The sequence below is a fragment of the Clostridium sp. HCS.1 genome (assembly GCF_047900555.1).
GTDB lineage: Bacteria > Bacillota > Clostridia > Clostridiales > Clostridiaceae > Clostridium.
Genome location: NZ_CP170704.1, coordinates 584,324 through 605,616, shown reverse-complemented (window position 1 = coordinate 605,616; position 21,293 = coordinate 584,324). Strand labels below are relative to the sequence as shown.

The 21,293-nt window shown below is 28.3% G+C and carries 22 protein-coding genes; 7 read left to right on the top strand and 15 right to left on the bottom strand.

Annotation, left to right across the window (positions count from 1 at the left end):
* Nucleotides 1-166: 166 nt before the first annotated feature.
* The 5 genes from ACFYH6_RS02945 to ACFYH6_RS02925 all read right to left on the bottom strand — a co-directional run bounded on the left by ACFYH6_RS02945 (nt 167) and on the right by ACFYH6_RS02925 (nt 5,472).
* A complete protein-coding gene (locus tag ACFYH6_RS02945) occupies nt 167-1,015 on the bottom strand; it encodes a MurR/RpiR family transcriptional regulator (RefSeq protein WP_316343251.1) in 849 nt (282 codons plus the stop codon).
* Nucleotides 1,016-1,035: 20 nt separating this feature from the next.
* Nucleotides 1,036-2,112, bottom strand: coding sequence for a DUF871 domain-containing protein (locus ACFYH6_RS02940; protein WP_416179173.1), 1,077 nt, complete (start codon nt 2,110-2,112; stop codon nt 1,036-1,038).
* Between the two features lie 14 nt (nt 2,113-2,126).
* On the bottom strand, nt 2,127-2,909 hold the full coding sequence (locus tag ACFYH6_RS02935; RefSeq protein WP_416179174.1) for an alpha/beta hydrolase: 783 nt from the start codon (nt 2,907-2,909) through the stop codon (nt 2,127-2,129).
* 96 nt (nt 2,910-3,005) lie between these two features.
* Nucleotides 3,006-3,914 carry an N-acetylmuramic acid 6-phosphate etherase gene (gene murQ, locus ACFYH6_RS02930; RefSeq protein WP_316343248.1) on the bottom strand — a complete coding sequence of 303 codons (909 nt, stop codon included), beginning with the start codon at nt 3,912-3,914 and terminating at the stop codon, nt 3,006-3,008.
* Between the two features lie 262 nt (nt 3,915-4,176).
* A complete protein-coding gene (locus ACFYH6_RS02925; protein ID WP_416179175.1) occupies nt 4,177-5,472 on the bottom strand; it encodes a M18 family aminopeptidase in 1,296 nt (431 codons plus the stop codon).
* Between the two features lie 329 nt (nt 5,473-5,801).
* Here ACFYH6_RS02925 and ACFYH6_RS02920 point away from each other — a divergent pair, with 329 nt between their 5' ends.
* On the top strand, nt 5,802-6,983 hold the full coding sequence (locus ACFYH6_RS02920) for a cation diffusion facilitator family transporter (RefSeq protein WP_416179176.1): 1,182 nt from the start codon (nt 5,802-5,804) through the stop codon (nt 6,981-6,983).
* 840 nt (nt 6,984-7,823) lie between these two features.
* On the top strand, nt 7,824-7,985 hold the full coding sequence (locus ACFYH6_RS02915; RefSeq protein WP_416179177.1) for a hypothetical protein: 162 nt from the start codon (nt 7,824-7,826) through the stop codon (nt 7,983-7,985).
* 303 nt (nt 7,986-8,288) lie between these two features.
* Here the strand turns inward: ACFYH6_RS02915 and ACFYH6_RS02910 are convergent, their stop codons facing one another.
* The 4 genes from ACFYH6_RS02910 to ACFYH6_RS02895 all read right to left on the bottom strand — a co-directional run bounded on the left by ACFYH6_RS02910 (nt 8,289) and on the right by ACFYH6_RS02895 (nt 10,826).
* Nucleotides 8,289-8,831 (bottom strand): GNAT family N-acetyltransferase, encoded by a 543-nt coding sequence (locus tag ACFYH6_RS02910; RefSeq protein ID WP_416179178.1) that lies wholly within the window; start codon nt 8,829-8,831, stop codon nt 8,289-8,291.
* Nucleotides 8,832-8,876: 45 nt separating this feature from the next.
* Nucleotides 8,877-9,464, bottom strand: coding sequence for a hypothetical protein (locus ACFYH6_RS02905; RefSeq protein ID WP_316345622.1), 588 nt, complete (start codon nt 9,462-9,464; stop codon nt 8,877-8,879).
* Between the two features lie 344 nt (nt 9,465-9,808).
* On the bottom strand, nt 9,809-10,072 hold the full coding sequence (locus ACFYH6_RS02900) for a hypothetical protein (RefSeq protein ID WP_416179179.1): 264 nt from the start codon (nt 10,070-10,072) through the stop codon (nt 9,809-9,811).
* Between the two features lie 124 nt (nt 10,073-10,196).
* The gene (locus ACFYH6_RS02895; RefSeq protein WP_416179180.1) at nt 10,197-10,826 is read right to left on the bottom strand and encodes a lysostaphin resistance A-like protein; all 630 of its coding nucleotides are present in this window, start codon (nt 10,824-10,826) and stop codon (nt 10,197-10,199) included.
* Nucleotides 10,827-10,978: 152 nt separating this feature from the next.
* On the opposite strand from ACFYH6_RS02895, the gene ACFYH6_RS02890 reads away from it, so the two are divergent.
* The 4 genes from ACFYH6_RS02890 to ACFYH6_RS02875 all read left to right on the top strand — a co-directional run bounded on the left by ACFYH6_RS02890 (nt 10,979) and on the right by ACFYH6_RS02875 (nt 14,230).
* Nucleotides 10,979-11,743, top strand: coding sequence for a class I SAM-dependent methyltransferase (locus tag ACFYH6_RS02890; protein WP_416179181.1), 765 nt, complete (start codon nt 10,979-10,981; stop codon nt 11,741-11,743).
* Nucleotides 11,744-11,807: 64 nt separating this feature from the next.
* The gene (locus ACFYH6_RS02885) at nt 11,808-12,416 is read left to right on the top strand and encodes a helix-turn-helix domain-containing protein (RefSeq protein WP_416179182.1); all 609 of its coding nucleotides are present in this window, start codon (nt 11,808-11,810) and stop codon (nt 12,414-12,416) included.
* Nucleotides 12,417-12,576: 160 nt separating this feature from the next.
* The gene (locus ACFYH6_RS02880; RefSeq protein WP_416179183.1) at nt 12,577-13,488 is read left to right on the top strand and encodes an ABC transporter ATP-binding protein; all 912 of its coding nucleotides are present in this window, start codon (nt 12,577-12,579) and stop codon (nt 13,486-13,488) included.
* Complete coding sequence (locus ACFYH6_RS02875; RefSeq protein WP_416179184.1) at nt 13,481-14,230, top strand: ABC transporter permease; 750 nt, start codon at nt 13,481-13,483, stop codon at nt 14,228-14,230. Before ACFYH6_RS02880 ends, ACFYH6_RS02875 begins: the two co-directional genes overlap by 8 nt.
* Before the next feature lie 51 nt (nt 14,231-14,281).
* Here the strand turns inward: ACFYH6_RS02875 and ACFYH6_RS02870 are convergent, their stop codons facing one another.
* Nucleotides 14,282-15,607 (bottom strand): PTS sugar transporter subunit IIC, encoded by a 1,326-nt coding sequence (locus ACFYH6_RS02870; RefSeq protein ID WP_416179185.1) that lies wholly within the window; start codon nt 15,605-15,607, stop codon nt 14,282-14,284.
* Nucleotides 15,608-15,897: 290 nt separating this feature from the next.
* On the opposite strand from ACFYH6_RS02870, the gene ACFYH6_RS02865 reads away from it, so the two are divergent.
* Entirely contained in the window at nt 15,898-16,905 is a 1,008-nt protein-coding gene (locus ACFYH6_RS02865) for a C45 family autoproteolytic acyltransferase/hydolase (RefSeq protein WP_416179186.1), read from the top strand.
* A gap of 45 nt (nt 16,906-16,950) precedes the next feature.
* On the opposite strand, the gene ACFYH6_RS02860 is transcribed toward ACFYH6_RS02865, so the two are convergent.
* The 5 genes from ACFYH6_RS02860 to ACFYH6_RS02840 form a co-directional block, all read right to left on the bottom strand.
* Nucleotides 16,951-17,904 (bottom strand): N-acetylglucosamine kinase, encoded by a 954-nt coding sequence (locus tag ACFYH6_RS02860; RefSeq protein WP_416179187.1) that lies wholly within the window; start codon nt 17,902-17,904, stop codon nt 16,951-16,953.
* A 10-nt stretch (nt 17,905-17,914) separates the two neighbouring features.
* Complete coding sequence (locus ACFYH6_RS02855) at nt 17,915-19,009, bottom strand: DUF871 domain-containing protein (protein WP_416179188.1); 1,095 nt, start codon at nt 19,007-19,009, stop codon at nt 17,915-17,917.
* A gap of 145 nt (nt 19,010-19,154) precedes the next feature.
* Nucleotides 19,155-20,516: a PTS sugar transporter subunit IIC gene (locus ACFYH6_RS02850; protein ID WP_416179189.1), complete on the bottom strand. Its 1,362-nt coding sequence runs from the start codon at nt 20,514-20,516 to the stop codon at nt 19,155-19,157.
* 53 nt (nt 20,517-20,569) lie between these two features.
* Nucleotides 20,570-20,881 (bottom strand): PTS sugar transporter subunit IIB, encoded by a 312-nt coding sequence (locus ACFYH6_RS02845; RefSeq protein WP_416179190.1) that lies wholly within the window; start codon nt 20,879-20,881, stop codon nt 20,570-20,572.
* Nucleotides 20,882-20,940: 59 nt separating this feature from the next.
* A complete protein-coding gene (locus tag ACFYH6_RS02840) occupies nt 20,941-21,273 on the bottom strand; it encodes a hypothetical protein (protein ID WP_316342961.1) in 333 nt (110 codons plus the stop codon).
* Between the last annotated feature and the right edge of the window lie 20 nt (nt 21,274-21,293).

The window sequence follows — 21,293 nt, the reverse complement described above, 5'->3', positions numbered from 1 at the left end:
AAAAAGTAGAATATTAATCATATGGAACTTACTGGTTTTAAATTCACTATCCTTTAATAATAATTGAAATCAAAAAAATAAGGCTGTTATACAGCCTTAAAACTTCAAAACTCCTAAGGGAGTTTTTCCATTAATTCTTTCATTTTTTCATTCTTTAATTATTTAATTATTTTATCTTAAATTCTTCTACAGCACTTCTAGTTATTCTTAACTTTTCTTCTATGCCTTTTAGGTTATTTCTAGCCATACCTAAAAATAACATATCAATAACTGCTAGTTGTGAAATTCTTGAACTCATGGCTCCTTCTCTTAAGGATTTTTCCACAAAAGGTATTCTTAAAACTATATCAGACATATCTGCTAAAGTATTATTTATACTTGCTCTTGTAATTGATATAACAGGAATCCCTTCATTCTTAGCATTATATGCGCATTTAAGAACTTCTTTAGTTTCTCCTGAATAGGATATTGCAACAGCAACATCGCCTTTTTCCATAAGTGCAGATGCTGTCATTTGAAGATGAGTATCGCTATGAGCTATACATCTTACATTAATTCTGCTTAATTTATAATAAAAATCCATTCCAACTAAACTAGAACTTCCAACGCTAAATATATAAATATTTTTTGCTTTATTTAATAATTCTATAGCCTTTTCTAATTCTTCTTCCTTTAAAACTCCTACAGTTTGATTCATTATAGAATCTATGGAACTTTTTACCCCTCTTATTATGTTTTTTGTAGATAAGTCATTATGAAGATATTCAAAATCTGAATTATCATCATCATTTTGTAAACTAACTGATAACTGTAATTTCATTTCATTTAATGAATCAAAGCCAATCTTTTTAGAAAATCTAACTACAGTTGGCGCAGATGTATTTGTAATATCACCAATCTCCTTAGCTGACATACTAATAATACTTTTTTTATTACTTAATAAAAATTCTGCTATTGATTTTTCCCTATCAGTAAAACTATCAAAATTTTGTTTAATATACTGCAATACGTTCATTTTCACACCCTACTATTCTTTTATTTATTGATATTAAATTGAAACTGTTTGCTACCTATTATATATTTTAATAAAAATAAATCTTTTTGTAAAACAAATCCTACTACGTTAGTCCTAAGGTCTTTATTTTGATCACTTTTCAATATCTGAAGCTCTCCCATATATCTTTGGTAATCTTTATTGTCTATAGTTATGTCTCCATATTTTTTATCTACTGTATTAAATGGTTCAATAATATCTCCATTTAATATAAGTCTACTTTCACTTGCCCTAATAGCATCTCTAGCTTCATCAGTTCTTGCTGAATAAACTTGATTTAATAATCTAAGTGTAACTTCATCTTTAGTATTAACATGTATATTTAATTCAATTACATTTGGTTTCAAAGTTGATAAATCCTTAAGTTCATCCATACTTGGCAAGGAATCACCTATAAATACAGAGGTATTTCCTAGGGCAAATAGATGATTAGCTGCTTCTCTAACTTCTTTATTCCTATGCTCTTCTAAGGTTGGAAGACCATCCTTTAATGGACTTCTTTTTCTATTATTTGATTGCACAAAAGCAGAAGCCTTAATACCCTTTTTCTTTAATAATTTATTTTTTCTAATCATACACTCTTCAGAGATTCCTGTTCCCACCCTTGGATAAAAATTATGAAGAGCATCTACATTTTCATAATTGGGATTATATTTATCAAGTCTTTGGAAAAATTCTTCTGTAACGGTAGATGCATTTAATTGAATTTTAATTCCATATTCATTCTTAGTCATATGAGAAATATCTTTTTCATCATAACCAAAATCGATTCTTATAGTCTTAACTCCCATATCTCTTAAGCCTTTTAAATCCATATCCTCTAATTCTAAAAACTTAAAAGTATTTGGAGAAATATCACTAATTATATCCATATCATAGTTTTTAGCTAATTGAAAGAATTCTTTAACTTCCACTTTTAAAACTTCATAATTTGCCTCAGGTATATGCAAAGAAGTAAATATTCTAGTAAAGCCTAAGTTATGAGCATTCTTTAATAATTTTATATTTTCTTCCTTAGTATTATCTAGTCCAAAATAAACAGAAAATCCAAAACTCATACAATCACCTCAATCTATATATTAAAACTATCACTAATATCCTTTAAAACCTGTGGATACATTTCTCTCCAGCTTTCCCAATTGTGTGGTGCTACATCTTTAAGTTCATATTTAATATTAAATCCTTTGTTCTTAGCAAAGGCAAAGAAATTTTCTATATTTTTATAAGATATTACTTCATCATCTTTGCCATGATAAGTAAATATGTTTATATCTTTATTATTTTCTTTACTCATTAAAATCTTATAGGAATTATTATAGTATAAATTCAACAATGGAGTTCCATATATAGGATTATCAGTAGGTTCATCCCAAATTGCTGGTGACATTAAACCAATTGCTGTAAATATATTTCCATTACTTAAGGCAACATTTAAAGCTCCATATCCTCCCATAGAAATACCTGCTATAGCTCTACTTTTCTTATCTCTTAGAGTTCTATATTTGAAATCAATAAAAGGTATTAAATCATTAATTATTGCCGTCTTCATTTTAAAGGTAGGCCCATCTAAATAAAAGCTATTGAATCCATCAACAAATATAACTATCATAGGCTTAATTTCTTTATTTTCTATTAATTTATCTAGTACTGCCTTTGAATCTATTCTAGTTTCATCACTTGTATTAGTAACATTTCCACCCCATCCATGTAAAACATAAAGTGTAGGATATTTCTTATCTAGGTTTTCTTTATAATCCTTAGGAATATAAACCCTATAATTCCAATGTATTTTCATTACCTCTGACCACATAATTTCAGCAATAATTTCTGATGACTTTTCTATAATATTGTCCAAGTTAATTCCATCCCCTCTATATTAATTAGAAATATATAAAATAAATGGATAGCATTATATTCTCTAAATACTATCCTTCTATAATTCAAATTTTATTTAGTTAATGCTTTTTAAGGCTTCAGCAATATATCCTTTATTTTCATCTAAAATTCTCTTTGCTTCATCTTTATTTAAATTTGAAAGAATCATAAATATTGAAAGCTTAACATCAAAATCAGTAGCTTCTAATGCCTTTTCAGCTTCTTCTCTTTCTACTCCTGTTGCTTCACAAACTATTTTTTTTGCTCTTTCCACTAGCTTCTCATTACTTGCTCTTACATCAACCATTAAGTTTCCATAAACTTTACCAAGCTTTATCATAGTGCCTGTTGATAGCATATTTAAAACTAATTTTTGTGCTGTACCAGATTTTAATCTTGTTGAGCCAGTTACAACTTCTGCACCTACTACTGGTGCTATTGAAATCTTAGCAGCCTTTGCAACTTCTGAATTTGCATTGCAAGTTATTGATACAGTTAATGCACCTATTTTATCAGCATAATTTAAGCCACCAATTACATAAGGTGTTCTTCCTGAGGCTGCTAATCCAACTACAGTATCATTTTCACTTAAAGATATATTTTTCAAATCTTCCATTGCTAGTTCCTTAGAATCTTCTGCTCCTTCTTTAGCTCTAAAAATTGCTTCATGTCCTCCAGCAATTATTCCTTTAACTAATTCTTCTGAAACTCCATAAGTTGGTGGGCACTCTGATGCATCTAATATTCCTAATCTTCCTGAAGTACCAGCCCCTATATAAATAAGTCTTCCTCCTCTATGGATTCTTTTCACTATTCCATCTATAGCCTCAGCTATCTTTGGTAATTCTTCTTCAACTGCAAATGCAACTTTTTTGTCTTCAGAATTTATTATTTTTACCATCTCTAAAGTTGAAACTTTATCTATATTTAGTGAATTTTCATTTCTACTTTCTGTTGTTAGCTTTTCTAAATCTATTTTTTTCATATAAATACCTCCGAACACTTATAGCTTATATTCTAAAAAGCTGTTACATTATAATAGTATCATATTTGAAATATTATTTCAATAATAATAGCATTTTTTTGAATTATATTTCAATCTTTCTTTGATATTTTTTAATATTCCTTATTATTCACTTATATTTTTAATAAAAAAGGAAGCCTAGTATATATTTTCTAAGCTTCCGTAATTTATTTATTATTTTAAGTTGTTATGATTAATATATATTATGAAATTATATTTCAAGTTATATATTATAGAAATGAGTAAATAACTTAATAGTATATTCATTATCCTTAACAGCTGCAAGCTCTCTAATTGAATGCATTGATAATAATGGAGCTCCCATATCCATAACTGGAATTGTTAATAATGATGATGTTATTGGTCCTATAGTAGTACCACCTCTAACATCAGATCTATTAAAGAACTTTTGATATGGAACTTCTGCTGAATTACAAAGTCCTTCAAATATAGCTGCATTATAGCTATCTGTGCTATAGCTACCTGATGCTGCTGTTTTTAATACTGGACCCTTTCCTAATACAGGTCTATTAGTTGGATCATGTTTTTCTTCCACATTTGGATGAACAGCATGAGCTAAGTCTGCAGAAATCATTAATGAATTTGCTAAAGCTCTATAAAGTCCTTCTCTATCCTTTCCTAAGGCTAAAGTTATTCTTTCTAATATATTTAATAATAAAGCTGAATTTGCTCCTTGTGCAGTTAAGCTTCCTATTTCTTCATTATCCATACATACCATAACCTTAGTTGATTTATTAGGTTTGCTTTCTACTAATGCTTGTATTCCTGCATAAACCATCCACATATCATCTAATCTTCCAGCTGAAATAAATTCTTCATTTAAGCCTATAACAGCTCCCTTTTCAATTTCATAAAGTCCTAAATCAAAACCTAGTATATCAGCTGCAGAAACCTTTAATTCTTCTGCTAATACCTTAACTAAGTATCCATCCTTTTCAAACTTTTCATTTATAAGACTTAATAAAGGTAATGTATCCTTTTGTCTGTTTACATTTAATCCTTCATTTACGTTTCTGTTCATATGAATAGCAAGGCTTGGTATTATTAATAATGGTTTATTTATATTTACAAGTTTAATTTCTGGCTTTAATGGTGAGCTTCCCTTTAAAGTAACCTTACCTGCAATACCTAAAGGCCTATCAAACCAAGTATATAAAATTGGTCCTCCATAAACTTCAGTATTTAATTTTAAGTAAGTTCCTTCTGAAATCATTTCTGGATTTGCTTTAATTCTAAATCCTGGTGAATCTGTATGAGCTCCAATTAATTTAAAACCATCTTCTTCAATATCACCATTTCCAATAGTAAAGGCAATAAGAGCTGAATCGTTTTTTATAACATAATACTTACCGTCCTTTTGTAAGTTCCACTTATCACTTTCTTTTACTTCAGTAAATCCATTCAAATCTAATCTCTCTTTAATAGTTTTTACAGAGTGATGTGCTGTTGGACTTTTATATAAAAAGTCAATTAAATCTAATGCTAAATTCTTTTCCATTTGTATCCTCCTAGATATTTTATTTTTATTATATCATATAAAAAGGGATATAAATATCATATTCATTGCGACCTCGTAAACTCCAAGTCGCCTTCAGATTATATTTTTAATATATATGTTATTTATAAGGTAAACTTTTTATAATTGAAATTACTATTCTTTGGTATATAATTAATTTATGTCCTTTATAACAATATAATATTAATAATTAAAGTATGAAGGCTTAAGTTTTATAATATTAAAAAACTGCATATAAATAATTATTAGATAAAATAATATAACTTATGTAATCAATCAAATAAATATTTTCTATAAACAGGAGTGATAGTATGCTTTCTAAATTCTTAGTTAATAGCTTTATTAAAAATAATGAAGATATTAAAAATCCTAAAGTCCGTAATGCTTATGGAACTTTAGGTGGTATAGTTGGAATCGTTATTAATTTTATTTTATTTTTAATTAAATTCTTTGTAGGTATGCTAGTTGGATCTATAGCAATTTCTGCTGATGCATTTAATAATTTATCAGATGCTGGATCCTCTGTAATTACTATAATTGGATTCAAAATGGCAAGTAAACCTGCTGATGCTGAGCATCCCTTTGGCCATGGAAGAATAGAATATTTATCTGCACTTATAGTTGCATTTTTAGTAATGCTTGTAGGCGTTCAATTTATTAAATCTTCTGTAGAAAGAATTTTAAATCCTACAACCATAACCTTTGAAATTATACCTTTTATCCTTTTATTAATTTCTATTGGATTTAAAGTATGGTTATCAACCTTTAATAAATTTGTAGGTAATAAAATTAATTCATCAGCCTTAAAGGCAGCAGCTACAGATGCTCTAGGAGATGTATTTACTTCAAGTACTGTTGTAGTTTCTTTCTTGCTTGCAAAATTTACAACCTTCCCACTAGATGGGTATATTGGTGTTTTCGTAGCACTAGCAATATTATATGCTGGATTTGGCTTAGTTAAGGAAACTTTAAATCCATTACTTGGTGAAGCACCTGATCCTGAACTTGTAAATGAAATATGTGAAAAGGTATTATCTTATCCTCTTATTTCTGGAGTTCATGACCTTATAATTCATAATTATGGTCCAGGAAGAATTATAGCTTCATTACATGCTGAAATACCTGCTGATAAAGATATAATGGAAATTCATAATGTAATAGATAGGGTTGAAAGAGAACTATCAAAGGATTTAAACATACATTTAGTAATTCATATGGATCCTATTTGTGTTATTACAGATGAAATTAAGGAAACCTGGGATTACGTTGAAACTGTCCTTAGAAAATATCCTGTAATTAAATCCATGCATGATTTTAGAATAGTTGGTGAAGGTGATACTAAAAATCTTATATTTGATATAGTTGTTTCACCTTCAATTTCAGGACATAGAAAAGAAAAAGAAAAGATGCTTAGTGATATTAAGAACTCAATTCATGCTGAGCATCCTCAATATAATTGTGTAATTACAGTAGACTACGACTACATGGAATAGTCAGAGGATAAACTATATGCTGCTTTCTCCGTCGCAAGCTCCAAGTCGAGGCAACATATAGTTTATCCTCTCTCCTTTTAATACTAAAGGTAATAATTCCTCAATGCTTCGGAATTATGAACGCACTCTTGATATTATTATTTAAGTTTAATTGTCATTGCAGTTGCGACCTCGCAAGCTCTAAGTCAACCTGATATGTTCTTAATACTCCCTTAAAACTGAAGGTAATAACTCCTCAATACTTCGGAGTTATAAAAATGTCGAGGTACTTACTGCATGAGCTCTTTTAACTTATATAAGAATTTCTACTCGACCTCGCAAGCTCCAAGTCGACGCAACATAGTGTTGACACTCTTTCAGCACTAAAGGAAATGGCTCCCACTTCTAGATATTATTTTTCTTTAAAATCTATACACTGTTCAATTCAAAGTAATATCAATTTTACTACAGTGATTTATAATTTAATATTGAAATCCATTAAAACAAAATAGAATTAAATTAAATAATCCATGTGCAATCATTGCTCTGATAATAAATCTTTTTTTCTTTGAAGTAATGTTAAAGCTAATCCAAACACAAATGAAAGTAATAAGGTGCTAAAATACCACTTACAAATTCATGAGAAGTCAATTTTCTAATTTTTGTATTTAGTATCCTTCTTTATTAAAGTTGCAGTAATAATATTCCATTTTATTCCTCTGTATATATTCTACATAATTATGGTATAATTCTAAAGTGTTATTTAGAAATACCGTAGTGGATGGCTACGAGGGTTTTGAACATTTTATCCCCTTGGACTATTGGTGAATATTTCATCATGGTTAGGGGGTGGTATTGTATATGATAGAATTAATTATAAAAAGCTGTGTTTCTGTTTATATTATTAAATTAGTTTTAAAACATAATCTTTTTGTATCTAAGTTAATAATTAAGATTAAATTTATTGGTCTTCACATAGAACTTAATGGCAAAGAGAAAAAGCACCCATCCCACAAAGAATAGTGCTTTTAACTCTTAAATTCATATCACAAATTTATCCAATAGCCCTAAAACAAAACAAATGCTCTAAGGATTGCTTAGTGTTGGCCCAATAAGCTTTTCTTATTTATATTATATCAAATTTTAATAAAAAATAAACATATATATTCTTTATTAAAAATATTTACTATTTTCCAATTTAATCCTATAACTTATTTATATTAAAATTCTTAAGTTTTTAATAAGTAATTATCCATATTATCACATTGTATATCTCATTTTCTCCATATACAACTAATAAATGTTCTTTCACCTATGCTATATAATTTATAATTTTTTATATTCATTTCTTAAAATATTGTAATATAGAACATTAACTTCCATGTTATCTAAGGATTTTAATATTTCTTTTTTGGTAAATTTATAATTAAAGCCACATTTTTCATTAACCCTTTTAGAATTACTATTGAAATCAAAATGACCACACCATATTAAATCTAAATTCATCTCCATAAATCCATATTCTATTAATGCTTTTACTGCTTCTGGAACATATCCATTTCCCCAGTAATTAGGATTTAACACATAACCAATTTCTCTCTGTTTTAAAGCTTTCAAAGAAGAATCTGGCTTTCTTTTATGTAAGCCTATTCCACCAATCACCTTGTTTTCTTCCTTTAGCACTATAGCATAAGAATCATTATTTTTTATGAACATCTTTATTGTTTCTTTGCTTTCCTCTTCTGATTTATGTGGCTTCCATCCAGCTCTTGGTCCTACTAATTCACTTTTAGAATACTCATATAAATCTTTACTATCACTAAGCTGCCAAGGTCTTAATATCAATCTTCTTGTTATTATATCTCTCATTTTACCCTCTCCCCTTATATATCTCTTAGCATTTCTAATTTATAATTATTTTTTTGAATATATATAAGTAAATATTATTCTGCCTAATCCCATACAAATGATAACTATTAAGTTAAAGATAAGAATAATTCCCAATATATTTTTAGGTAATTCTAATAAATATTTAAAATAAAAGATAGCTATAATTACTCCTAAGAAAAAATTAACTGGTCTTAACTTAGGATTTATTTCAGCAATTCCCTTCATATCACTAACTAAATATATATTTCCAAGAACTAAATAAGTAATTATTTCTACTAAATTTAAAGAAATAAATTGATGTATAAATAAATTTATATAACTATTATTTATAGAGAATTGTGAAATTAGTATAAATCCTAATATTGAAAATATAAAATTCGCTATAATCCCACCATAAGAAATTAATAAATTTTCTTTATCTGATAACTCTCCTGCCTTTTCTTCATCTACAGGCCTTGGTGTAGAAAAGAATAGATATGGCTTTACAGTAACCTTCATCCAATTATCCTTACAACCATATTTCCAATATAAAAATGAATGTCCCCATTCATGAAATAAAATAACTATGTATAAAGCAAAATAACTAATAAGAATCTTAAGCAATAACTCCATTTTATCCTCCTATAATTTAATCTTTTTATAATATATATATTAAATTCACATTTCAGCTCTTATATAACAGTTCAATTTAATAATTATATTAAAGCTTTAATGACATTTTATTATTTAATTATAATATAGATATTCTAAGTATGGTATACTTTTCAAGTTATATTTCATAATGAAATTTCTCTAAGATAAACTTATTGTATCTGCAACCTATTATGTAATTAACTATTTTTATAAGAATTTGATTTTATGATATCAATTATAATATAAAAAGTTCACTTTCTTGTTACTTTCTTTGTTAGTATAACAGGAGTGAACTTTTATTAATTTTAATTTAATTATAATATTTAAAGATATATTAAGTATGTAAATATTACTGCAGTTCCTATAAGAATAATAAAATCAATAATTACTAATTTATATTCTTTCTTTATAGCTGATATTATAAGTGTAATAATGCTTAATCCCATATTTATTAAAGCTAAATAAACATTAGTGAATAATCCTCTAATAAATATAGATTCTAATATATACATTGCTGTAACTATAAATAGGATACTATGTGTTATCTTAATGCTATTACTTTTACTAAAAAAACTGTTTTCACTCATGATATTTCACCACCTTATATAAATTACTTAGTTTATATTATAAATAAATATAAAGTTCTGTTATATTTATCTTTCTGTAATTATACAATAAAAAACAATATTTTTATTAATTATATACTATTCCTTATCTACCAAATGTATTTAGTAATGCATGTGCTAACATTGAAGAATACACATTTTTATTTTTATATCTAAAAAAGCCTAAAGCAGCTCCAAATAATAGACCAGTTATTACCTTCCAAAACATTATATTTAATATATTGGCATTTGGTGATATTATACTAGCTCTCCACATTACTGTATCAATATATCCTAGATGCCATATTCCAAATATAATAGTTGAAATTATATATGCCCACAAATCATTTTTTATAATGCTAATTTTCTTATAAATATAGCCTCTAAATATTATTTCTTCAAATATAACAGTAATAATTGATCCATATATTAAGCTTAATATATCATATAATGAATAACTTTTTGTAATTATTGGCGTTGTAAAAATAATTGTAAATAATATTATTGAAGTTACTATATACTTCCAATTAAAATTCTTAGGAAAAATATCTAATTTAAGTTGTTTCTTCTTTATGACAATAATGCTAAATATAATTATTATAATCATATATATTGATGAAACTATAACATCTATCATTAAGTTTCTATCTAAGAAAAGAAAGACTAAAGATTTAAACCCTATTCTTGTTATCTGTAGTATAGTTAGCCATAATATTATATTTATTATTTTTTTCATATATAACATCCCCAATTTTATCTATATATACCATTTTACTCTTGTTTTTATCTTTTTTAGTGTAAAATTAAATTAAAGATTAATAATTTTTTTTAATCTCTTATAAGTGAAGACAACCTATAGTAATAAAAGAATGTTGAGGTGGAGATAAAATGAATAAAAAAGATTTAGTTGAAAATTGGTTAAAAGAAGAACAGGTAGCCCATATAAAAGGATGGGATTTCTCACACATCCATGGCAAATATGAAGAAGAAAATGATCTTCCATGGGATTACAAAGAAATAGTCGAAAGTTATATAAAGCCAGAAACTTATTTACTTGATATAGATACTGGTGGTGGTGAATTTCTTCTATCCTTAAACCATTCAAATAAAAGAACAAGTGCAACAGAGGGATATGCTCCAAATGTGCAACTTTGTAAAGAAACATTATTACCATTAGGAATAGATTTTCGAGAAGCAGATGGTAGCAGCATTTTACCCTTTGAAGATGAGCAATTTGATGTGGTAATTAATCGACATGGAGACTTTAATCCGAATGATATTTATCGTGTTTTGAAATCAGGTGGAATATTTATTACAGAACAAGTAGGTGCAGAAAACGATAGAGAATTGGTAGAATTACTTCTTACTAATGTTCCTGAATTACCTTTTCCAGAGCAATACCTTAATATTACAACTGAGAAATTTAAAAAATCTGGATTTACAATAATTGATGGACAAGAAGCTTATAGACCTATTAAGTTTTTTGATGTTGGTGCAATTGTTTGGTTTGCTCATATTATAGAATGGGAATTCCCAAATTTCACAGTAAAGGATAGCTTAGAAAATTTATTTAATGCACAAAAGTTATTAGAAAAGGATGGAGTAATTCAAGGAAATATCCATAGATTTTTACTTATTGCAAAGAAAAAATAATTATCTAAATACTATGGAGATCTTATTATAAAAGAAATAAATTTAATACTATGGAGAATATAATATGGAGTTTAATGAAAAATTAAAGGAATTAAGAAAACAACATAATATGACTCAAGAACAACTAGCAGAAAGGCTATATGTTTCAAGAACAGCTATTTCAAAATGGGAAAGTGGCAAAGGTTATCCAAGCATTGAGTCTCTAAAAAATATCTCTAAGATTTTTTCAGTTTCAATAGATGAATTACTTTCAAATAATGAATTAATTCAAGTTGCTGAAAGTGAAAATAAATCAAATATAAGCAAGCTATCTAGCCTTATATTTGGAATATTAGATTTAATGGCTCTTGCCTATATCTTTTTACCCTTCTATGGACAAGAGATTGATGGGTATATTTATTCTGTAAACTTACTTCAATATACTAAATCCCCTACCTCAATTCGTATTATTTATTATACTTTAATTATTGTAATGTCTTTGATAGGTACTACAGAAATAATATTACAATTTTTTGATGATAAAAAGAAGTTTAGCATATTGAAATCTATATCAATTACATGGCACTCATTATCCATAATTTTTTTTGCAGCTTCTCGTCAGCCCTATGTAACAATATTTCTCTTTCTATTCTTAATGCCTAAGATGGCACTATTAATTAAAAATAGTAAATAGTAATTACCTTCTAAAGCCTTTAAAAAAGCCATTGACACTATAAGTGTCATGGCTTTTTTCTTGTTGTGATAATAGGTTTCTTGTGCTTTTTATACTGTGCTCTAATAATTAAATTATAACTTGTACTGAAGTTAAAAAAAAATTGAAAGGAAGTATAGATATGGAATATGTTATTGAAACAAAAAATCTAACAAAAAAATATGGCAATTCTACTGTTGTTGATAATATAAATCTTCATGTTCCCAAGGGTAAAATTTATGGATTACTTGGTAGAAATGGAGCTGGAAAAACAACAACAATGAAAATGATGCTAAAACTTATTAAAGTTACAAATGGAAATATTAATTTATTTGGAGAGGATTTTAGAAATAACAATCTTTATAAAAAAATAGGCTCAATTATTGAAACTCCTGGTTTTTATCAAAATCTTACTGCTAGGGATAATTTAAATATATTAGCTAAATTACATGGTAATATTTCTAAAAAAGAAGTTCAAGAAGCCCTTGAAATTGTTGGACTCCACACAGAAGAAAAAAAGACCTTCTCTAATTTTTCTTTAGGGATGAAGCAAAGACTTGGTATTGCTGCTGCTATTATGCATAACCCAGAGCTTCTTATTTTAGATGAACCAATAAATGGACTTGATCCAATAGGAATATCAGAAATCCGTTCCTTTTTATTAAAGCTAAGTCATGAAAAAGGGATTACTATTTTTATATCAAGTCATGTTTTAAGTGAAATAGAACAAATTGCAGATGTTATTGGTGTTATGAATAATGGAAAATTAATTGAAGAAGTTAATATCTTAGAATTACAAGATAAACTAAAACATTATATTGAAATAACAGTATCAGATACTAAATCAGCAGAAAAGATATTGAAAGATAACTTTTCTATTAAGGATTACTCTATTATTGATAATAATATCTATATTTATGATAGCAATAAAAGTATAAGTGATATAAATAGGTCCTTAGTTCAAAATGGTATCTCTGTTACTAAGCTTAATCCTTGCAAAGAAACCTTAGAAGCTTATTTTGAAAACTTAATTGGAGGTGGGGGTATTGCTTAACCTTATATCTTGTGAAATGAAAAAGCTAAAGAATTCAAAAATTATTATTTTATGCATTATTGGAGCCTTTGCTGTACCAGCTATGATGCTAATAGAAGCTATTCAAACTCATTTTGAATATCCTGAGCGTATTTTTACTCTTAGTGATATTTATGATAATAGTCTTTTATATGCCATGCTACTTATGAATATGATGATTTGTGTTGCTATAATTAGTTATATCTTTAGCCGAGAGTACTTAGATAACACTTTAAAAACAGTATTACCTATTCCTATTTCAAGAGTAAAGCTAATTATAGGTAAATATGCTGTTACATTACTTTTAACCTTACTTATTAATATAATTACTTGGGCTGGAATTTTATTATTCTCTGGAATTTATCATAGTATATTTACTATTAGTGAGTTTAGCCTTACTGTATCCCTTAATTGGTTAATGAAATTCCTATATAGTGGTGTTTTAGTATTTTTCACAGCTACTCCCTTTTCCTATTTAGCAATGAAAACAAAGGGCTTTGTTGCTCCTATGGTTATTTCAGCAGCTATAGTAATGGGAAGTGCTGCAATAAGTAACCAAAATCTTGCTGCTCTTTATCCTTGGACTGCTACATTCTTTCTTGTTAAAGGCTCTCTTGCTTCCAAAGGATATCCCATTTTATTATCAATTATAATTATCCTTTTTATTTCGCTATTAGGATTTTTAGCAACCTTTAAATATTTTTCTAATGAGGATTTAAAATAAAATAAATTCCAACAAGAAAGCTTGTTGGAATTTATTTTATATCTTATTAATTTACGCTTCAGATTGTTCTTCTTTAATAAGCTTATTATCATACATTTTCATAAATGGATAATAAATTATCATTGAAATTATTATACATACTATACTTAAAATTACTGCTCTCCAATCACCAGCTGTGGCTAAATATGCTCCTATAGGCCCTGGTAAAGTCCAAGGTGCAAGTATTTGAACTCTTGAAACTAAATTTAGTGATGTAGCAATCCATGCTATAGATGCATTAACTAATGGAATTATTAAAAATGGGATTATTAAAGTTGGATTTAATACAAGTGGTGCACCAAATACAATTGGTTCATTTATATTAAATATACTAGGCACAATAGCTGTTCTAGCTAATTGTTTCCCATAAGTAGACTTTGCAAATAATAATAGTACTAACACTAAGCCTAATCCTGATCCTCCAATATATACAAACCATTGAAAGAAAGGTTCTGCTGCTATTGTTGGTAAAGCTTCTCCTGCTGTTGCAGCTACTTGATTCTTATCCAATAGCATTAACCATACTGGTCTTGCTACTGATCCAACTATAGAGGCTCCATGAATTCCAAAGCACCAAAAGAAATTATTTAAAAATGATAATATACAAACACTTAATAGTGTATCACTAGCTGATACTAGAGGACTTGCTAATTTTAATATGACTCCATGCCAATCAAATTTTAAATAATAAGTTATTGATCCAACTAATAGCACTAAAATTATTGCAGGTGTTAATGCTTCAAAGCTTCTAGCAACTGAAGCTGGTACTTGTTCTGGCATTGAAATTTTAAATCCACTTCTATTTGTAAATCTAAATATTTCAACAGCTAATATGGATACAATTATACCAACAAACATTCCCCCGCCTCCCATATTAGCCATTGGCATTTGGAAGCCTTGTGGTATACCTTGATACCATTTTAATAAATCTGCATTACCTTTAACTATTTCCATAAGTTCTGGTGCTAATGCACTTACACTCTTTGGAACAAGTGTCAATAAGAATGCTGATGCTGATAAAGTTGCACCTGTTATCCCATCAAGATTATAAGATTTAGCTAAGCTATAACCTATTCCCCAGCAAGCATATAAGGTCATAATATACATTGTCATTCTAAAAGGTAATACTATATTTGCAGCATTAGCCTTTAAAAATTTATAAAGTCCCCAACTTTCTGGTAATGGAGGGTTTGCAATTATTAAGAAAAATGATCCAACAATAATTAATGGTAATGTAGCAATAATACCATCCCGTATTGCGCGTAAATGCCTTTGTTCTGCTAGTTTAGCCATAGGTGTAGATAATTTTTTGTCTAAAAAATCTGTAAAAGTACCCATATTATTTCCCCCTAATAAAAATAATTTTATGTAAATACTTACAATTTTATGAAAAATCATTTCTTTATTTTTATAGTAACTTTGAAACGATTATTCTTAATTATTTATATTATATCTCCATAAATATTATGCTTATTTTTAATAAAGAAATTTATGTAATATGTATCTGTCCTTTCAAAGAATATACTATTTATCATGAATTTTTATAGTTGTTGAATATAAATTTTTATTTACCTATAATGAAGTTAGAGGTATAGAGATAAACTATTATGAATGGGAGAGGATAATATATGTATCATGGAAGATTTAAAGGAACCCATTATGATGCAGGCTATAAGTGGGGTGCATTACTTAATAAGAATGGAAAGAAGTTAGATAATTGCCCTACATATCATGTTGGTGAAGAAAGAATTCAATTTGGCCGAGACTGCATGGCAATATTTGAAGAATTATATCCTGAAATAGTTGATGAAGTTAGAGGAATTGCTGAAGGAAATGAAATTTCCTTTGAGTACTTATGTGGAATGCTATTTAGTATGTATTGCTTTAAATTTGATAATAAGTGTACTTCCTTTGCCATCAGTAATGGGGATGAAATTTTATTTGCAAGAAATAGTGATTTTTTAGTACATTTAGAGAAGCTATATATGAACTGTCTTTATAATTTAGATAATTGTTATTCCTTTAATGGAAATACTACCGCCTTCGTTCAAATGGAGGATGGTGTTAATGAAGAAGGACTTGCTGTAGGCTTAACCTTTATATATCCTAAGGTCTGGAAGCCAGGCTTTAATGCTGGAATCCTTGTTAGATATCTTCTTGAAAAATGTAAAACTACTACTGAGGCAATTGAAGCTCTTAAGACTATTCCAATTGCATCACAACAAACTATTACCCTTGCAGATAAAACTGGTGATATAGCTGTAGTAGAATGTAATTGTGAAAAGGTTGTTGTAATAACTCCAAGAGATGGAGAAGACTTTGTTGCTACTGCAAATAGCTTTAATAGTAGTGAAATGTATGAATATAGGAATACAGAAATAGATGATTGGCGTTCACAGGATAGATATGAAACTGCTAGATATGCTTTAGTAAATAACCCTGAGAAATATTCAGTAGATTTTGCTATGGATATATTAAGTGGTAAATATGGATTTATGTGTCAGTATAATAGAAAGACTAATGCTGATACTGTTTGGTCTGTTGTGTATGACTTAACCCGCAATAAAATTTGGAGAGTTGAAGGCAATCCAAGCCGTAAAAAATTCAAAGAAGATATACGTTTTAAAATTAAATAAAATATAGGAGCTGTCGCAACAGCTCCTATATTTTATTTAATTTTATTAATTATTGTTTACTATTGTATTGTAAAATTCTTTATTAACTTCATATCCTGCATTTATATATGCAAGAAGGCATGCTCCAAGGTCTGGAGATAGTATAGGTTCTATTAATTGAACATTTAAGTTCTCTAACATGCTTCTTAAAGGATTAAGTATTAATTCCCCACTTTTAAAAACCCCACCTGTATAGGATACTTTTACTTGTTCTTTACCAAAGTTTCTTAATAATGTTTTTATCATTTCAGTAATTTCAACAGCAGCTTCATTAAATATTGACATTGCTGCCTCATCACCTAATTTAGCTGCTTCTGAACAGATTCTAGACAGCTTTGCTATTTCACTTCTATCACCTTTTATCTTATCATTTACATAAGATATTATTTCAGCATCTTTACTTAGAGATAAGTTATTTTTTATTAATTCGTATAAGGCTGCTTTTTCTACACGTCCATCGCTTTCTTTACTAAATAAGGCTATAGTCTTTTTCCCTATCCAATATGCTGAAGCTTCATCACCTACTGTATATCCCCAGCCTCCACATCTTATAATTTTATTATTTTTTAAGGCTAAAGCTATAGAGCCAGTTCCAGCTACTATATTAATTCCATCTTCACCAGCTAAAGCACCTGCTATTGCAACTCTTACATCACTTACTAAATCATATTTAATATCCTTAAATACTCTCTCTACTATTTCTGCTATTTTTTCTGCAATTTCTTTTACAATCCCATACCCAGCTAAACCTAAAGTTACTCTTTCAATATCTTCATAAGAAATATTATTATTAGTTATGATTTCTTCTAATCCTTCTCTAAGAAGCTTTTCTAAATTATCAAAGCCTATTTGAGTAGGATGTGAAGGTCCTTTAATAACTCTACTAATAACATTTCCATCTTTATTTATTAAAGTGAAACAAGTCTTAGTTCCTCCACCATCAACACCTAAAAAATACATAAACTTCACCTTACTTAATTAAATTAAAATTGAATTTTTGCCATGGTCTAATATAATCTAAAATAAATATTTCTTCTTCCTTAATATGTCCAATTACATTTGACTTACCACTATTTATCATATCACTTAAAGCTATTTGTAATTCTCCAGCATAGTGACCATATTCACTACTTTCAATTACTACATCTCCTCTTTTTATTATTTCAGGAGCATTAAATAATTTGAAATTATGTCCTTTAAATTTAACTCTGCTTTGAGTTGATCTAATTAAATTATCTGAGAAATCTCCTCTATTAAAATGCATTTCTTCAAATAATATCTTTTGTTCAATTTCAGGAACTCCATCTACAAGTTGTAAATCAAAAGTTACCATATCTTTTCTCATAGATCCTAGCTTTTTCATTTCATCTTCACTTGGATAGCAATTAGAAATTATAATATCATTTATATTTCCTAATGCTATTAAATGTTTAGCTTGTACCTCAACTGGTAAGTTTCTATGAAGCTCTAAAGTTGGTAACCCATCTGTTACTGGCCATGGTCCAAAGGTATTTTCATTTTGGCTAGTTATGAAGGCTGCTGTTCTAAGTCCATACTTATTAAATCTTTCAGTACACTTCATAAAATGATCAAAATTTAAACCACTATATCTATGTGGATAGAAATTATGACAAGCTATAAGATTATCTTTATTTGGCATATAATCTATTATTGTATCTATATAATTAGTATTGCTACTCATATTAATTTCAATTTTAAGACCATATTCATTAAAAGTCATTAAAGATTCTTCTGAACCTGTAAATCCCATATCTAATCTTAGGCCATCTGCTCCTATTTCTTTAAAGAAGCTTAAATCTTTATAACTAATGCCTAATTCATCAAAGACTCTAGGGCTTACATCTACTATAATTTCAAAGCCTTTTTCTTTAGCATAATCATTTATCTTCTTAAATTTATTTTTTATATTTTCTCTTGTATCATCTACAGAAAGTAAACAAGAAAATATTCTACTAAAGCCATATTTACTTGCTAAATCTATATAATTATAAATTAATTCATCACTTGTCTTTTCTGGATATATTGATATTCCTAACTTTCCCATTGAAATCACCTCATACTTTAAAATAAAATCCTTATCTGAAATAAAAAATATAAACTTAATGAAAAAACTCCTTGCGGAGTTTCTAAATTAATTTATTGGTGTAATTTAAATTACACCAATAAATCTTTATTTTATATATACATTATTAGTTGTTATTTCCAACTAAGCTTTCTTCTAAAGCTTCGCCTTGTTCTTCTGCTAATAATTTCTTATCATACATTTTAACAAATGGATAGTATATTACTATTGATATTAAAATACAAACTATATTTAATACCGTTGCTCTCCAGTCTCCACCAGTTGCTAAGTAAGCTCCTATAGGTCCTGGTAATGTCCAAGGTGCTACGAGTATAACCCTATCTACTAAACCTGCTAGTGTAGCAAACCATGCTAATGTTCCTGTAACTAACGGAGTAATAATAAATGGTATAATTAATGTTGGATTTAATACTATTGGAGCACCAAATACTATTGGTTCATTAATATTAAATATTCCAGGTACTAATGAAACTCTTCCTATTTGCTTACCATAAGTTGATTTAGCAAAGAATGTTAAAGCTATAACTAAACCTATAGTACATCCTGATCCACCAATATATAAGAACCATTGATAGAACGGTTCTGCAGCTATTGCTGGTAAAGAAGCTCCTACAGCTGCTGCAGCTGAGTTTTGTTCTAATAATATTAACCATACTGGTCTTGCAATAGATCCAACTACTGATGCACCATGAATACCAAAGGACCAGAAGAAGTCTTGTAGTATAGCTAATATCCAAACACTTGGTAAGCTATCACTTGCAGATACAAGTGGTGCAACTAACTTTCCAATAAATCCATGCCAGTCAAAGCCTACATAATATGTTATTGAACCAATTAATAAAACTATAATTGCAGCTGGTGTTAATGCTTCAAAACTTCTAGCAACAGATGCTGGAACTTGTTCAGGCATTGAAATCTTAAATCCACTCTTATTAGTAAATCTAAATATTTCAACTGCTAATATTGATACTATAATACCAACGAACATTCCGCCTCCACCCATATTTGCCATAGGCATTTGGAAGCCTTGTGGTACACCTTGATACCATTTTAATAAATCTGGATTTCCTTTTACTATTTCCATAAGTTCAGGAGCTAAAGCTGCTGCACTCTTTGGAACTAAAGTTAATAAGAATGCTGCTGCAGATAATGTACCTCCAGTAACTCCATCTAGTTTATAAGATTTAGCTAAGCTATAACCTATACCCCAGCAAGCATATAATGTCATAATGTACATTGTCATTCTAAATGGTAATACTATAGTTGCAGCATTAGTCTTTAAAAATTGGTAAAGCCCCCAGCTTTCTGGTAGTGGTGGGTTTCCAAGTATTAAGAAAAATGACCCAACAATGATTAATGGTAAAGTAGCTATAATACCGTCACGCACAGCACGTAAATGACGTTGCTCTGCTAGTTTTGCCATAGGCGTAGATAATTTTTTGTCTAAAAAATCGGCAAAATTACCCATAATTTAAAATTCCCCCTTAAAAATATATTTATTATATCGAAACTTATATCAGCTTATTTGCTTTCCATAAGTTCTTTAACTTGTTTAAATAGCTTTGGTCCACCTAATGGGCTATATGCTTGTGGTTGAATTAATGTACATGGTACATTAGCTTCATCAGCAAAAGCTTTTAAATATTCATAACGGTGTCTAATTTGTGGTGCTACCATAGCAGCATCATAACCAGCCTTAATTTCCTCTTCGAATTCTTGAGTACTTACGGCCTTAACATCCATTTCCACTCCATTTTTTTGTGCTTCTTTCTTTAAAGCATTTACTGCTATAGCACTTGACATCCCTTGTGAACAAACAAATAAAATTTTCATAAATAATACCTCCATTTTTTATTTAATTTTCAAACGTTTACTTAAGACTTATACGAGACTTATACGAAAAAATTTAAGTACTTCCATAAGTAAGATATAATTCCAAATGAGATTCCGAAAAATAAATAACTTAGCCAAAAGCCCTTACAAAATCCCTTTTTACTTTCAATAAAATATCTTACAAAAACTAGTGTCAAACTAGTTATAAAAGTATTCCCAATCATTACACTAAAATTAGTGCTTGCACCAAAACTTGTTAACAACATTGGGAAAAAAATATTCCCAACTATTGCTCCTAATAAAATAATTATTGCACTTTTAAAACTAAAGGTTGGTATATCATAGTCCGTTTTCTTTCCTTGTAACTGACTTACTGGAGAAACCTTCTTCATAAACCCAAATACCTCCTTTT